Genomic DNA, 13,192 nt, shown 5'->3' on the forward strand with positions numbered 1-13,192 from the left:
TCTTAACAACAACTCTGATTATTTTATGAATGACTTACAAGGCGAACAAGGTTTTTCTATCTACAGACTGCGTTGGATTGGCTACGGTCTATTAATTCTGTCTGTATTAGATACGATTGCAGTTCTTATACCAGCGAATTTTGGCAATCGCCTCTGGGAATTGCAGACGATTGGGGCTGTAGTGGAACGGGTGCCAGTTCCTTTACTGGCAATGGCGCTGATATTTTTTGGAGAAGGGTACGATCGCAGAGGCTTGGAAGACGTTTTTTTGAAGGTTTTGTCTTGGGTTTGTCTGCTGCTAGGTCTGGTTTTTCTGTTGATGCTGCCTTTGGGAATTTTTGGCACTATCTATGTGAACAACCAAAACAACCAGCAAATTACTACTCAAGCAAACCAACAATTAGCTCAGTTGCAGCAGGTGGAAGATCGGCTAAAGAAGGGTAGTCCTGAAGATTTAAGGAATTTAGCGGGGGAACTTACCCGTTTGGGGGTACAAGCGGATACGCAAAACCCACAGCAATTGAAAGAGCAAATTCTTTCGAGAATTACTCCGGCTAAGGAACGGTTACAGACGCAAAGTGCTGCGGTTCAGTCTAGTCAGCGCGTGGGGTTATTTAAAAATGCTGTTAAGTGGCTGCTGGGTGCGCTGATTTCTAGTGTTTTGTTTTTTACGCTGTGGCGCGGTACTGACTGGGCTCGGTAGTAGTTTTGAGTTTTGAGTTGCGAGTTTTGAGCTAGTAAGGTGCGCCTAGCGCACCCGGAGAGTCTTGTTGAGGATTAAGATGCGCCTTGTGCACGCAGCCGGCTCAGGAGTGGTGAAGAAGACTCTCAAACTCTGGAAATTTCGTTGGGGGAGCGCTCGCTCTTCTTCTTTTGAAAAGATATCGGTAATAAATCTTGTTTATTGCCGATAGCCAACACCTAGAATGAGGCAAATCGGTCGATCGCACCTTGAGAGGGCTGCCATTGTGTAATCCCCAATCTAAAATCCACAATCTACAATCCCCAATCTACAATCCCCAATCTAAAATCCACAATCCACAATCTAAAATCTAAAATCTAAAATTTAAAATCGATAATCTACAATCCCCAATCTACAATCCACAATCTACAATCTAACACCTAAAATCCATAATCTAAAATCCACAATCTAAAATCTAAAATCTAAAATCTACAATTCCCAATCTACAATCCCCAATCTACAATCCACAATCTAAAATCTAACACCTAAAATCCACAATCTAAAATCCACAATCTAAAATCCACAATCCCCAATCTAAAATCCACAATCTACAATCCACAATCTAAAATCTAACACCTAAAATCCACAATCTAAAATCCACAATCTAAAATCCACAATCCCCAATCTAAAATCCACAATCTACAATCCCCAATCTACAATCCCCAATCTAAAATCTAACACCTAAAATCCACAATCTAAAATCTAAAATCTACAATCCCCCATCTACAATCCACAATCTAAAATCTAACACCTAAAATCCACAATCTAAAATCTAAAATCTAAAATCTAAAATCTACAATCCCCCATCTACAATCCACAATCTAAAATCTAACACCTAAAATCCACAATCTAAAATCCACAATCTAAAATCTAAAATCTAAAATCTAAAATCGATTGATGGTATTTTCTAGTTTGTCGGCAATCCCTTCAATCCAGTTTTCATCTTGTTTGGTGTAGCTGCGCGGCGCGTTAGCACCTAAGATTAAAACGCCTTGAGTGCCGATGGGTTGACAGATAACTCCTTGAGTATTTTCTGGCAAATAGTCAAATTCTATTCTACCAGGATAAATATTGAGATTTACTAAATAAACTGGTTTATTTTTGTCGAGCACTCGCTGCAATATCGGCCCCGGTTTAACTTCGGGATTGATGCCTAAAATGCCACGCCGCAATAAAACTTTTCCCTGATACACAATTACGATCGACCTTGTGGCGGTATTTGTCAACAGCAAACGCGACGCCCAAGCTAATTCTATTTTCACAGCCTCCGGCAAATCCGGTGCAAATTCAAAACCTTCTTCGCCGATAAGTTTTACGGAATCGGGCGATCGCGCTTGCACCTGCTGCCACAGCAAACCTGTTAAAATCAGCAAAGCGCTGATAATTACTCCCAAAGCGTCCGATCGAGCTTGAGAATCTGTAATTTGCTCTGTCAGCAAGCGGTTTACCATTAGCAGCGTACCTGCTAACCCTCCTGCAACTAAAGGCAATTGCCGCAAAACTTTATTTGGGTCAGATTTACTCATGAGTCAGTTGATAATTGACAGTTGACAGTTGATAGTTGACAGTTGATAGTTCTCATTTAGGCTTTGACGTACTCGCTGACCAAGAAACCGGGTTTTTTACCGAGATTGAGGGTTTTAACCAAGTATTTTGGTTGAAAAACCCGGTTTCTGGATACCCATGCTTAAGTTTTATAATTAGTAGTTGGTAATTTAACAACTGCCAATTGTCAACTGTCAACTGTCAACTGTCAACTCTCAACCGACTTCTCCAATTTCGACAATTCGCTGGAAGAGATAGCCGGTGCCGCGGGCGGTGAGAATTAATTCGGGATTGCTGGGGTCGTCTTCCAACTTTGCCCTAAGCCGCGAGATATGAACGTCCACTACGCGGGTGTCTACGTGGCGTTCTGGCGTGTATCCCCAGACTTCCTGCAAAATTTCCGATCGCGAAAAAGGCTCTCCAGAACGGCTGACAAGCAGTTCTAACAGGCTAAATTCCATGCCCGTGAGCCGAATTCTTTCGTCGCCTTTGTAAACTTGGCGCTTGTTAGTGTCAATCCTAATATTGGTGACGTGGATGACTCCTGAACTGGGAATCCCCGAAGCGCCGTTTTTGTCAACCCGGCGCAGTACCGAACGGATGCGGGCTTCGAGTTCTTTGGGAGAGAAAGGTTTAACGACGTAATCGTCGGCGCCCAATTCTAAACCGGTGATGCGATCGGCTACATCTCCCAAAGCAGTTAGCATGATGATGGGCACGTCTGATTCTTTACGCAACTCCTGACAGACGCCGTAACCGTCTAGCTTTGGCATCATCACGTCCAAAACCACTAAGTCGGGTTCGGTGTTGCGAAATGTTTCGAGAGCTTCTTCGCCGTCAGCAGCGGTGACGACATCGTAGCCAATCATGGAAAGGCGAGTCTCCAGAATGCGGCGGATACTGGCTTCGTCATCGACTACCAGAATTTTTTCTTTATGGTTTTCCAAGTTACCGAGCACTCCTTAAGTTACATTTCAGATAATGTTAATTTTTTGTGCCCTATCATAGAAGACACAAATTGAATCATGGGCGGCGATCAGTCTGAAAGCTTGATAATTGCTTTAACTCAGACTTTTCTAAATGTTAGGGTGACTATTTATCATAGTAAACAATGCCTAAGCCTCGAATACAATATATTTGTCGGGAATGCGGGTATGATTCACCACAATATTTTGGCAGGTGTCCTAGCTGTCAGAAGTGGGATTCTTTTGACGAGCAGTTAGAGCAACCTACTGCTGGTGTGCCGCGGGCTGGTTTAACTGGGGTGACAACTAAGGCAGTGGGCGGTTCGCCCCCTGATAAGTCGAAGGGTCAACCGAGGGTATCTTTTAGATTATCGCAGATTGCTGACCAAACTCAGTCTCGCTGGCCTTCTGGTTACGGGGAGCTCGATAGAGTTTTGGGAGGCGGGATTGTTCCGGGCTCGCTGGTGTTGATTGGGGGGGAACCGGGAATCGGGAAATCGACGCTGCTGTTGCAGGTGGCGAATATGTTGGCCCGCAAGGATCGGATACTGTATGTCAGTGCGGAGGAGTCCGGCCAGCAGGTGAAGTTGCGATCGCAGCGTTTAGGCGTGGCTAATCCGGTTGAATTGTCAAGCAACGGCGGGCATAAATCTGGCAGTAACGGGGAAGTTAAAACAGATTTTGAGGACAATTCAGCGGAGAATTTCTATTTGCTTCCAGAGACGGATTTAGAAGTTGTTTTGCGGGAGTTGGAAGCGCTGAAACCGAATGTGGCGGTGATTGACAGTATCCAAACTATTTATTTTGCTAGTTTAACATCGGCTCCGGGTTCGGTGGCTCAGGTGCGGGAATGTACGTCTGCTTTGATGCAGGTGGCGAAAAGGGAAAATATTACTTTATTTATTGTCGGTCATGTTACGAAAGATGGAGCTTTGGCCGGGCCGAGGGTTTTGGAACATTTGGTAGATACTGTACTTTATTTTGAGGGCGATCGCTTTGCTTCTCATCGGCTTTTGCGAGCGATGAAAAACCGTTTTGGGGCGACTCACGAAATGGGTGTTTTTGAAATGGTAGCCAACGGTTTGCGAGAAGTAGATAATCCGTCTGAGTTGTTTTTAGGGAATAGAGATGAATTTTCGCCCGGTACTTCGACGACGGTTACTTGCGAAGGAACTCGACCGATTTTAGTGGAAATTCAGGCGTTAGTCAGCCCTGCAAGTTTTGGTTCGCCGCGCCGCACTACTACTGGTGTGGACAATGCTAGATTGCAGCAAATTTTAGCTGTTTTGGAGAAAAGGGTGGGGATTCCTTTATCTAAATTAGATGTGATTTTGGCGACGGTGGGCGGGTTGAAGGTGGATGAACCGGCGGCGGATTTGGCAGTTGCGATCGCCGTTGTGGCCAGTTTTCGCGATCGGGTAATCGATGCACGCACTGTCTTGCTTGGGGAAGTGGGTTTGGGGGGACAGGTGCGGCCGGTTTCGCAATTAGAGTTGCGGCTGAGGGAGGCGGCGAAATTGGGTTTCAAAAGGGCGATTATTCCTAAGAATCAACCGGTGCCAGATTTGGGGATGGAGATTATTCCGGTGGCGAAGGTAATCGATGCAATAATTGCGGCGATTCCGGCTACTCCCGCTCAGTTGCAGCCTGGTGATTTAGAGTTTCAGCCTGTGGATTTGGAGGAAGAGGATTTGTCTAATTGAGATTATGTTAAGGTAGCAATAACTGGGTAAACACAAATCTAAAACTCACATTATGAAAGCCTACGAATTTCCCGCAAAAGTTACATCGGAAGGAAAAATCAACTTGAGCGATGACATTTTAAAATACTTGGCAGTCAACCAAGATGTAAGAGTGATCATTCTGGTGAATGAACAAACAAACTCAGAAGCAGATGAAGTTGAGGAAAAAACAGATTGGCATCGTCTTGCCGCCGAACAATTCTTTGCTGATTGCAGCGAAGAAGATGCAATTTACGATGAGGTTTGAGCTATGACTAATTATCAGTCGGGAGAATTAGTTATAGTCGCATTCTTCTTCGCGGGTGCAGCCGAAACTAAACGCCGTCCTGGTTTGGTACTATTGGACACAGGAGATGAAGACATGATTGTTGCCAAGATAACCAGTCAAATTCCTCGTACAACCTTTGATGTCGAAATTCAGGAATGGCAACAAGCAGGATTAAAGCGACCTTCAGTGGTTCGCTTGCATAAACTGAACACGTTACAAAAAAGTTTAGTTGAAAGGAGACTGGGAATATTAACCCCTGATGATTTGGCGCAAGTGCGAAATAGAGTAAAACACATCTGGTCTTTTCTTTGAGGAGAATACAATATCGCAAGCTTCATTAGTCATTCCCAATTAATCAATCTAAAATGGTATAAGGAGGCACTAATTATGTATCAAGTAGACGTTCTTGAGGCTAAAGAAAAACTTCTGGAATTAATCGAAGCGGCGATGAGAGGTGAAGAAGTTTCGATTACTCAGGATAACCAGCCTGTTGTAAAATTGGTAGGGATACCGCCAGTTAATAAGAAGCGCTGGCCATCCAAAGCTGGGAGTGCGAAAGGAATGGTTTGGATGTCCGATGATTTTGACGAACCGCTAGAAGAGTTTAAGGAGTACATGGAATGAGGTTGTTGTTAGACCCTCATACTTTCATTTGGTATGTCACAGACAACCCTAGACTTAGTGCCAATGTCAAACTGCTAATTGAGGATGAAAATAACGAAAAGCTAGTCAGTATAGCTAGCATCTGGGAAATGGCCATTAAGCACAGCATAGGCAGGCTAAACTTTAGTCTGCCTTTTATGGAGTTTGTCAGACAGCAACTCAGTGTTAGCAATATCGGGCTACTGGAGATTAATCTCAACCACATTGAGGTTGCGGCTTCACTGCCTTTGCATCACCGCGATCCATTTGACAGGCTGATAATTGCCCAATCTATGGCAGAACAGATACCCGTTTTGAGCGTTGATGCTATTTTTGATGCTTATGCGATCGCGCGGGTGTGGTGAATTAAGTTAGTATAAAAATAAAGAGGCGAAGATGAAACAATTTAGAATCATCATTGAAAAACATTCCGATGGTTATGTAGCCTATCCCCTTGGTATCAAAGGTGCCGTAGTTGGTGAAGGTGACACCTATGAAGAAGCGTTAGCTGATCTCAAGTCAGCTATTCGCTGCTACATCGAAGTATTTGGCAAAGAAACAATGGAAAACTAATCACCTGCGATCTAGACTGTTTTAGTAGAAGCAGAGGTGGCTATTTAATGTCAAAGTTTCCTGTCGATGCTTCTAAAAGACGAGTCATCAGAACATTTGAGTTGTTGGGTTTTCGGATTATTAGAGAACGCGAACATATTCTCATTGTGCGAGAGAATCAGGATGGCACGGAGACTTCGTTAGTAATGCCTAACCACGAGCAAATAAAATCAGGGAGACTGAGAGCAATTTGTACTCAGGTGGGAATTTCTAGAGAGTAATTTTTAATAGCTTATGCACAAAGTTGAGTGCAGATGCTATCTACGATAACACTTGAAATATGTCAAATTAGAGATTGCCTTTTTTGAGGTGCGTTTTCAATCAAACATGAAAAAATCAAAAAGACGTAAAAACCAGTGGTCAAATGAACTAAACGACATCATTCGAGGTGCATCGGGCGGCTTTTTGTTCGGGATTCCGCTGCTTTATACGATGGAGGTTTGGTGGATAGGTTCCTCTACTAAACCAGCGCAAATGTCGATCGCGATCGCAACTACTTTTATCGTCGTTTTCTTGCTGACTCGCACTGAAGGTTTTCGCAAAACTAAAGACATCCGCTGGCTAGATGCTGCAATCGATACCGTAGAAGCGATCGCCATCGGCATTGTCTGCGCGGCTTTGATCCTGTTTTTGCTCAGGGAAATTACGCCGGAGACTCCACTGCAAGAAACTCTGGGGAAAATCATCTTTGAAGGCCTCCCCTTTGCCTTGGGAGTTGCCCTGGCGAACGGTTTTTTGAGTGGCGATCGCTATCAAAGTTCAGACAGCGACAGCGAACCTAATATTAACCCAACTTTAGCAGATATTGGCGCTACTTTAATTGGCGCGATGATCATTGCTTTCAACATCGCCCCAACAGACGAAATTCCCATGCTAGCAGCAGGTATTTCGCCACCTTGGCAATTAGCAATTATCGCCGCTTCACTGCTCATTTCCTACGGTATTGTATTTGTAGCCGGCTTTACTTATCAAGCAAAACGGCAGCAGCAGCAAGGAATTTTTCAGCGTCCCCTCAGCGAAACTGTCATGGCCTATTTAGTGTCGCTGGCGGCTTCTGCATTTATGATGTTTTTCTTCCACAAACTCAGTTTTGACGACCCGTGGTCGATTTGGTTGAGCTATACGTTAGTATTGGGATTGCCGGCGGCTGTTGGCGGCGCGGCGGGGAGGTTGGCGGTATGAGTGAAAGTAATAACGAACACCAAGAAAAAAGAACTCCTGCTGAATGGGTGACATTTGCGATCGCCTGCTCGATCCTTTTTACCATCACCGGCCTCGTACTCTACAACTGGGTGACTAAAAAGCAGGAACCTCCGATTATTTCTGTCACTCGCAACACGCCTATTCGCGAAAATCAAGGGCAATTTTACGTACCGTTTGCAGTGACAAACACGGGCGGCGAAACGGCAGAGTCTGTGCAAATTATTGCCGAATTGCGCGTTAATGGTGAAGTGGTAGAATCCGGCGACCAACAAATTGATTTTTTGTCAAGTGGTGAAACTCAAGAAGGAGCTTTTATTTTCAGCCGTAACCCCAGTCAAGGTGAGTTGATTGTGCGATCGAGCAGTTATAAACTACCTTAACAAATATCAAACTCGGCGGTTAAAACCTTTTCACCTCTGTGAACTCTTTCTCTTCCTACCCTACCCTTCGGGAACCCCTGCGGGGAACGGGAACGGCTTCGCCGAACGCGCCCTTAGCGTCTTCGCGGTTCGTTCAATCTAAAAACCCCCTTGCGCGTTGGCATTTATTGCTATATTCAAAGCAGGCGCGATTTCAATCGCTTTGGAATTGCGATCGCCCTACCGCTTCACCAGATTGTTTTCCCACTTCCAAACACAGCTAGAAATCAAATTCGTGCAGATATGAGCGGTAATTGGCACTAACAAATTCCCAGTAGCTAAAACGCTGTAACCCAACAGCAATCCGACAGCCGTTGCCCAAACAGCATAAGGCCACTGATCCATGCCTCCTAAGTGCAGAATGCCGAAACAAAAACTCGATAAAACTAAACTGGTAACATTCAATCCTAAAGCAGACAGCATCACGCCTCGAAATAGCAATTCTTCGCTAAGTCCCGGCAGCAGTCCCAGCCAAATTAAATCCGGCCAAAACAAAGGTTTGAGCACTACTTCCAAGTAAACATCCGCACTCCGGCGATAACCCGGCCAGAGTTGATAAACGATCGCACTGCAGCCTGTAATTGCCAGTCCGATCGCCAATCCTTTGAGCAAGTCCATTCCTATCAATTTGACTGGCAAAAGCGATACCGATCCAAATAGCAACCACAATTTAGCTACCGCCAGCAACATAATTGCTGTCACGCCCATTGCTATTAAAACTTGGGTGCGCGTCAAGGGTTCAATTTCAGGATTTTGGGGAAGTTTTTCTGCCACTTAATCACTTTTATATTTGAGGTTTGAGATTTTAGATTTGTTGAGTTTAGTCAGACAAACAACGCAGGGAGGAGATGTCTGCACCCAAGGAAGCTGGACTGATGCCGGCCCGCAAAGCGACCAAAACTCCGATCGCCTCTAAATATGAGTTTACCTGCAAAGCTTTGATTCCGAGTTTTTCTGGAGTCGCCTGCATCTGGGTTTTGTTGTCCCCCACAGCGATGATTTGTACGGACGATCGCCTACTCAAACTCAGAATAGCACTGCCGCCGCAGGCTGTGGCGGGTATTACCACCGCATCGACTCGATCGGCGGTAATTGATAATTGATTGTGCTGCTGGCTTTCTGGCGCTACCAATTGGGGAGCTTTGCCCAGGCCCGCAAGGACGCAAGGTAGGAAAGTATAGCCGATTTCCTCAGCAGCCGATCGCGGGGACAGGTGCGGATCGAGGGGAAGTGGGGAAAGCGCGGGGGCGTGGGCGCAGGGGATTTTAAACGTCCTGACGATGAGGTGGCTGATGACAGCTTCCGCGCCCGCGAGGGGGTCAACTCCTTTGCCGCGGCGGTAGTTTTCGAGGGCGAGGCTGCCTTCATCGTCGGGAAATCTGGCCACAACTGCGATCGCCTCTACTCTTGCTTGTTTGATTAATTTTTCTGCTGCGCGCAATAAACTGTCTGGATTGCCGATCGTCCCCCAGGATGCCCCTGATTCGGAAATACGCAATTCTACTTGCAGGGGGCGATCGGTTAAAACGCAATCAGTTATATTCAAGCCCAATGTAGCTCTCGCTGCATCAGCCGCTTGCAAGTGGCGCAACTGCAAGTCTGGTTCGATCGCGGAATCGAGGATTAAGCCGATGCGATTTTGATGTACCGGTTGCAGTCCCCAGCATCCGGCAGCAAATTTGTCAAGGGCGTAACCTTCTACGTAGAGGGCGTTAGGTATGGGCCAATAAAGTTGAGCGCCGTTGAGGACGTTGGGGTGAGTGATCAGGGTGTCTGAAATTTGGGCGATCGCCCTAGCCACCGGCAGCGCATCTCCTGCAAACCCACCAATCGAGGCTCCTACGCCTGTGGGGACTATCAAAACCACTGTCAAAGGGCGGGGGTTCACGGTGTTGCGGGGGATGCTTCCACGAGCACGTAGCCTTCTACCACAGCCTTTTGCCGATCGACATCCACATCTGTGACTGCCCACCGCAGGGGTTCGCCGTACTTTTGCAGTTCAATTTCAATAGCCGAGTGCAGTTGCTCGGCGGTATCGTGGAGGTCAACTTCTGCGGAAATGAAATGGGTGGTCATAGGGCGATCCATAGTGGTTTTACCGCTAACGGTACTTAGGTCAATTTTAGCTTAGTGCTAGGATTTACCGAATTGGCGATCGTACACAATGTCTTCTTTTTCTGTTTCTATCTTCAAGTTCGATCGGGGATAAGCAACGCACAGCAACACATAACCTTCTGCCTGAAGATCCGGACTAACGCCCATACCATCAGCTTGATCGACCTTCCCTTCAATAATTTTACCAGCACAGGTAGTACAAACCCCCGCATTGCATGAACTCGGCAACTCAATGCCGGCCGCGTTGGCGGCGCGGAGAATTTGTTTATCTTCGGGTACTTCTACGGTATAGGTAGAGCCTTGGTGGATCAATTCAACAGTGTAAGTCTTAGACATATTTCAATTATTGGTTTTAATTCCCCAATTGGAATTTACGCTAGATTTGGAAACAAAGCAATCAGTATTTTACCGCTGTTTGTGCTTTTGTGCAAATTTACAACTGCTGTTTTTATTGATAATTTTTTTTATTAATTGGCTGGGGCGAGCGAGCGGCATTTTGTCAATGACTTTTTCACAAATTATTACAAGCCTCACGGCGTAACCGTGCCACAAAGCACTTATACCTAATTAATTTTTTGCCTTCAAGCCAACAGCTCATCAACCGCCACACTAAAACCCGGCAACACTAGCTGAGTGCTGACTGTACAACCCCGGTTAAAAGTTAACTTTTGAGTTTGAGTCATTATCAATATCCAGCGACTTTCTGGAAAAACAATCCAAGCTTCCAGACAACCTGAATCTAAATACTCTTGTGCTTTAAGAAAAATCTCTTCCGCAATATCAGTAGGAGAAACTATTTCAGCAATTAACGGCGGGCTTTGAGGCAAAGTAGGAACATCACCATATTGTGAGACTAATTCAGGAGTCAGATAAGCTACATCAGGACGACGCACTCGCCTGTCTGTGCGACAAGGAACTTCTGTATAAACTTCGCCACCTTGTCCGCTAGATATCTTGTAACTTCTCCAAGAATAATCTAGTTTGGATTGAATTAGACTGTGTTTTGCTGTCATGCCATTTTTCTCCACAATTTGCCCGTCCACCCATTCCATATCGTCGGCGGGACAGGCTATAAAGTCTTCTAGAGAAACATTTTCTGATAAAACGGCAGCCATTACCATAGCTATTTACTTTCTTTTGCAGAATTCACTCATATTATACAGAACTTACGCGCCGATGCGTCGAAACCAGTTTTATACTAATTTTGCGAACTGTTTATTGTGGGGTGGGCTTCTAGCCAGCCGCGGTGCGTCGAAACCAGTTTTCTACTAACTTTGTGTTAACTAACGATAAATTTATGAATAAACGAGGTTTTTGAGGCCATCCCAGGAGTTAGGATAGCTTTATATTCTGTTACACGGTCAGGTTTATTTGCGCTTACCTACTTAATCTGGGTAAGTTAATCCCAAGCCAGATATTTGCAGTCAGTTTTCAGACCTGTGACTAGAAGACAGTTTAATTGTATTTATAGGAAAAATGAAATCATGACAAATTCAACTTTGGGTCGTCAGGCGGTGGTAATTGGCGGGAGTATTGCCGGACTGCTGGCTGCTCGGATTTTGACTGATTATTTTGAGCAGGTGACAGTCATTGAACGAGATTGTTTTCCTCTTCAAGCAGAACCCCGCAGGGGCATTCCTCAAGGCACTCAACTGCACCTTTTGCTGACCCGAGGCCGTCAAATTATCGAAGAATTGTTTCCGGGCTTGGAAGCAGAACTCATTGCTCAAGGAGCGGTCTCTGTGGATATGGGAGCCGATGTGGAATGGCTCAATCCTTTTGGCTGGACTGCTCGTTTCCCCTCTGGATTTACAGTGCTCTCTTTCAGTCGGTGCATTTTGGATTGGTTGATTTACTGCAGGTTAGCGGGAACGAATCAGCTTCATTTCCTGGAGGAAAGCTATGTCACTGGGCTCATTTCAACTCCTGATGGAACGAGCATTGCTGGAGTGAAAGTCCGGCAGCGCCAGCAAACCGGAGAGACTCAAGAGCATACATTAGTCGCTGATTTGGTGGTGGATGCCAGCGGGTTTAATTCGCAAGCCCCCAAATGGCTGAAAGAATTGGGCTATGAAGCACCAAAGGAAACAAGGATTACAACTGGCATGGGATACGCCGGTCGCGTCTACGAGATTCCTGCGGGATTTGAATCCGATTGGAAAGGCGTGTACCTGCAAGCGGCTCCACCCGAACGAACTTCAATGGCTATCATGTACCCGATTGAAAATAACCGTTGGCTTCTGGGATTCTGTGCCACTGCACCCCACCGCCTCCCAAAAGATGAAGCTGCCCTTTTGGATGCGCTCCAGCAGTTACCCAGCCCTATGATTTACAACGCTCTCAAGCAAGCCCAACCTTGTACGCCGATCGAAATTTACTATCCTCCGGGCAATCGGTTATACCACTACGAAACTCTGAAGCGACAACCCGAAAGGTTTTTGGTTTTAGGAGATGCTGTTTGTTCGTTCACGCCAATTTACGGTCAAGGTATGACCGTAGCCGCATTGGGGGTGAAGACCTTAGATGCCTGTTTGCAAAACCTTGTCGGACAACCCTCACCCAGCCTAACTGGATTAGCAAAAACATTTCAGAAACGACTAGCACAGATCAATGCAGGGCCTTGGATTGCCTCTACGACTCAAGATGCTAAATACCCCAGCTTTCGAGGGCCTATTAAGGGTTCCAGCGCCCTAAACAAGTTCATGGGATGGTATATGAACCAAGTCATTCATTTAACCGTTCGCGACACTCAAACTACACTCAGTTTGTTTGAAGTGTTCCATATGCTGAAATCTCCTGGCACCCTGTTTCAACCTCGAATTTTGTTGCAGGTCTTAAAGCAGGTACTGGCAGGTCGATCGAACTCAAGTCAAGTTAAGAAGTCATTGACTCCTTTGTAAGACCAACTCTTACAAATTACCACTCACTTATTCCCACTT

General features: G+C 45.6%; 18 protein-coding genes. 11 read left to right on the top strand and 7 right to left on the bottom strand.

Annotated elements, in window-relative coordinates; genetic code table 11:
• Window positions 1–25: 25 nt before the first annotated feature.
• The gene (hpsJ-A, locus tag QUB77_RS12085; RefSeq protein WP_333170382.1) at window positions 26–703 is read left to right on the top strand and encodes an HpsJ-like protein, cyanoexosortase A-associated; all 678 of its coding nucleotides are present in this window, start codon (window positions 26–28) and stop codon (window positions 701–703) included.
• A 923-nt stretch (window positions 704–1,626) separates the two neighbouring features.
• On the opposite strand, the gene QUB77_RS12090 is transcribed toward hpsJ-A, so the two are convergent.
• Together QUB77_RS12090 and rpaB are read right to left on the bottom strand one after the other, a co-directional pair.
• Window positions 1,627–2,268: a cofactor assembly of complex C subunit B gene (locus tag QUB77_RS12090; protein WP_333170381.1), complete on the bottom strand. Its 642-nt coding sequence runs from the start codon at window positions 2,266–2,268 to the stop codon at window positions 1,627–1,629.
• Between the two features lie 234 nt (window positions 2,269–2,502).
• On the bottom strand, window positions 2,503–3,234 hold the full coding sequence (gene rpaB / locus QUB77_RS12095) for a response regulator transcription factor RpaB (protein ID WP_071587789.1): 732 nt from the start codon (window positions 3,232–3,234) through the stop codon (window positions 2,503–2,505).
• A 164-nt stretch (window positions 3,235–3,398) separates the two neighbouring features.
• On the opposite strand from rpaB, the gene radA reads away from it, so the two are divergent.
• From radA to QUB77_RS12140, 9 genes are all read left to right on the top strand, one after another.
• The gene (gene radA, locus QUB77_RS12100) at window positions 3,399–4,955 is read left to right on the top strand and encodes a DNA repair protein RadA (RefSeq protein WP_333170380.1); all 1,557 of its coding nucleotides are present in this window, start codon (window positions 3,399–3,401) and stop codon (window positions 4,953–4,955) included.
• 52 nt (window positions 4,956–5,007) lie between these two features.
• Window positions 5,008–5,241 carry a hypothetical protein gene (locus QUB77_RS12105; protein WP_333170379.1) on the top strand — a complete coding sequence of 78 codons (234 nt, stop codon included), beginning with the start codon at window positions 5,008–5,010 and terminating at the stop codon, window positions 5,239–5,241.
• Between the two features lie 3 nt (window positions 5,242–5,244).
• A complete protein-coding gene (locus QUB77_RS12110) occupies window positions 5,245–5,574 on the top strand; it encodes a type II toxin-antitoxin system PemK/MazF family toxin (protein WP_333170378.1) in 330 nt (109 codons plus the stop codon).
• Window positions 5,575–5,649: 75 nt separating this feature from the next.
• Window positions 5,650–5,886, top strand: a complete 237-nt coding sequence (locus tag QUB77_RS12115; RefSeq protein WP_333170377.1) for a type II toxin-antitoxin system prevent-host-death family antitoxin — start codon at window positions 5,650–5,652, stop codon at window positions 5,884–5,886.
• Window positions 5,883–6,269 (top strand): type II toxin-antitoxin system VapC family toxin, encoded by a 387-nt coding sequence (locus QUB77_RS12120; protein ID WP_333170376.1) that lies wholly within the window; start codon window positions 5,883–5,885, stop codon window positions 6,267–6,269. The genes QUB77_RS12115 and QUB77_RS12120 overlap by 4 nt, the downstream gene beginning before the upstream one ends.
• Window positions 6,270–6,300: 31 nt before the next feature.
• Window positions 6,301–6,477: a hypothetical protein gene (locus QUB77_RS12125; protein ID WP_333170375.1), complete on the top strand. Its 177-nt coding sequence runs from the start codon at window positions 6,301–6,303 to the stop codon at window positions 6,475–6,477.
• 47 nt (window positions 6,478–6,524) lie between these two features.
• The gene (locus QUB77_RS12130) at window positions 6,525–6,737 is read left to right on the top strand and encodes a type II toxin-antitoxin system HicA family toxin (RefSeq protein ID WP_333170374.1); all 213 of its coding nucleotides are present in this window, start codon (window positions 6,525–6,527) and stop codon (window positions 6,735–6,737) included.
• Window positions 6,738–6,843: 106 nt separating this feature from the next.
• Window positions 6,844–7,698 carry a TIGR02587 family membrane protein gene (locus tag QUB77_RS12135; RefSeq protein WP_333170373.1) on the top strand — a complete coding sequence of 285 codons (855 nt, stop codon included), beginning with the start codon at window positions 6,844–6,846 and terminating at the stop codon, window positions 7,696–7,698.
• Window positions 7,695–8,099, top strand: coding sequence for a TIGR02588 family protein (locus tag QUB77_RS12140; protein ID WP_333170372.1), 405 nt, complete (start codon window positions 7,695–7,697; stop codon window positions 8,097–8,099). The genes QUB77_RS12135 and QUB77_RS12140 overlap by 4 nt, the downstream gene beginning before the upstream one ends.
• A gap of 219 nt (window positions 8,100–8,318) precedes the next feature.
• On the opposite strand, the gene QUB77_RS12145 is transcribed toward QUB77_RS12140, so the two are convergent.
• From QUB77_RS12145 to QUB77_RS12165, 5 genes are all read right to left on the bottom strand, one after another.
• A complete protein-coding gene (locus QUB77_RS12145) occupies window positions 8,319–8,912 on the bottom strand; it encodes a CPBP family intramembrane glutamic endopeptidase (RefSeq protein WP_333170371.1) in 594 nt (197 codons plus the stop codon).
• A gap of 46 nt (window positions 8,913–8,958) precedes the next feature.
• Window positions 8,959–10,026, bottom strand: a complete 1,068-nt coding sequence (locus QUB77_RS12150) for a DUF3326 domain-containing protein (RefSeq protein WP_333170370.1) — start codon at window positions 10,024–10,026, stop codon at window positions 8,959–8,961.
• Window positions 10,023–10,214, bottom strand: a complete 192-nt coding sequence (locus tag QUB77_RS12155; RefSeq protein WP_333145037.1) for a hypothetical protein — start codon at window positions 10,212–10,214, stop codon at window positions 10,023–10,025. The genes QUB77_RS12150 and QUB77_RS12155 overlap by 4 nt, the downstream gene beginning before the upstream one ends.
• Window positions 10,215–10,271: 57 nt before the next feature.
• Entirely contained in the window at window positions 10,272–10,589 is a 318-nt protein-coding gene (locus QUB77_RS12160; protein WP_333037336.1) for a 2Fe-2S iron-sulfur cluster-binding protein, read from the bottom strand.
• Between the two features lie 245 nt (window positions 10,590–10,834).
• Window positions 10,835–11,374 carry a Uma2 family endonuclease gene (locus tag QUB77_RS12165; protein WP_333170369.1) on the bottom strand — a complete coding sequence of 180 codons (540 nt, stop codon included), beginning with the start codon at window positions 11,372–11,374 and terminating at the stop codon, window positions 10,835–10,837.
• A 363-nt stretch (window positions 11,375–11,737) separates the two neighbouring features.
• Here QUB77_RS12165 and QUB77_RS12170 point away from each other — a divergent pair, with 363 nt between their 5' ends.
• Window positions 11,738–13,153: a 2-polyprenyl-6-methoxyphenol hydroxylase-like oxidoreductase gene (locus QUB77_RS12170; RefSeq protein WP_333170368.1), complete on the top strand. Its 1,416-nt coding sequence runs from the start codon at window positions 11,738–11,740 to the stop codon at window positions 13,151–13,153.
• Window positions 13,154–13,192: the final 39 nt, after the last annotated feature.

It is taken from the genome of Microcoleus sp. AT9b-C3 (assembly GCF_036705485.1).
Classification (GTDB): Bacteria; Cyanobacteriota; Cyanobacteriia; order Cyanobacteriales; family Microcoleaceae; genus Microcoleus.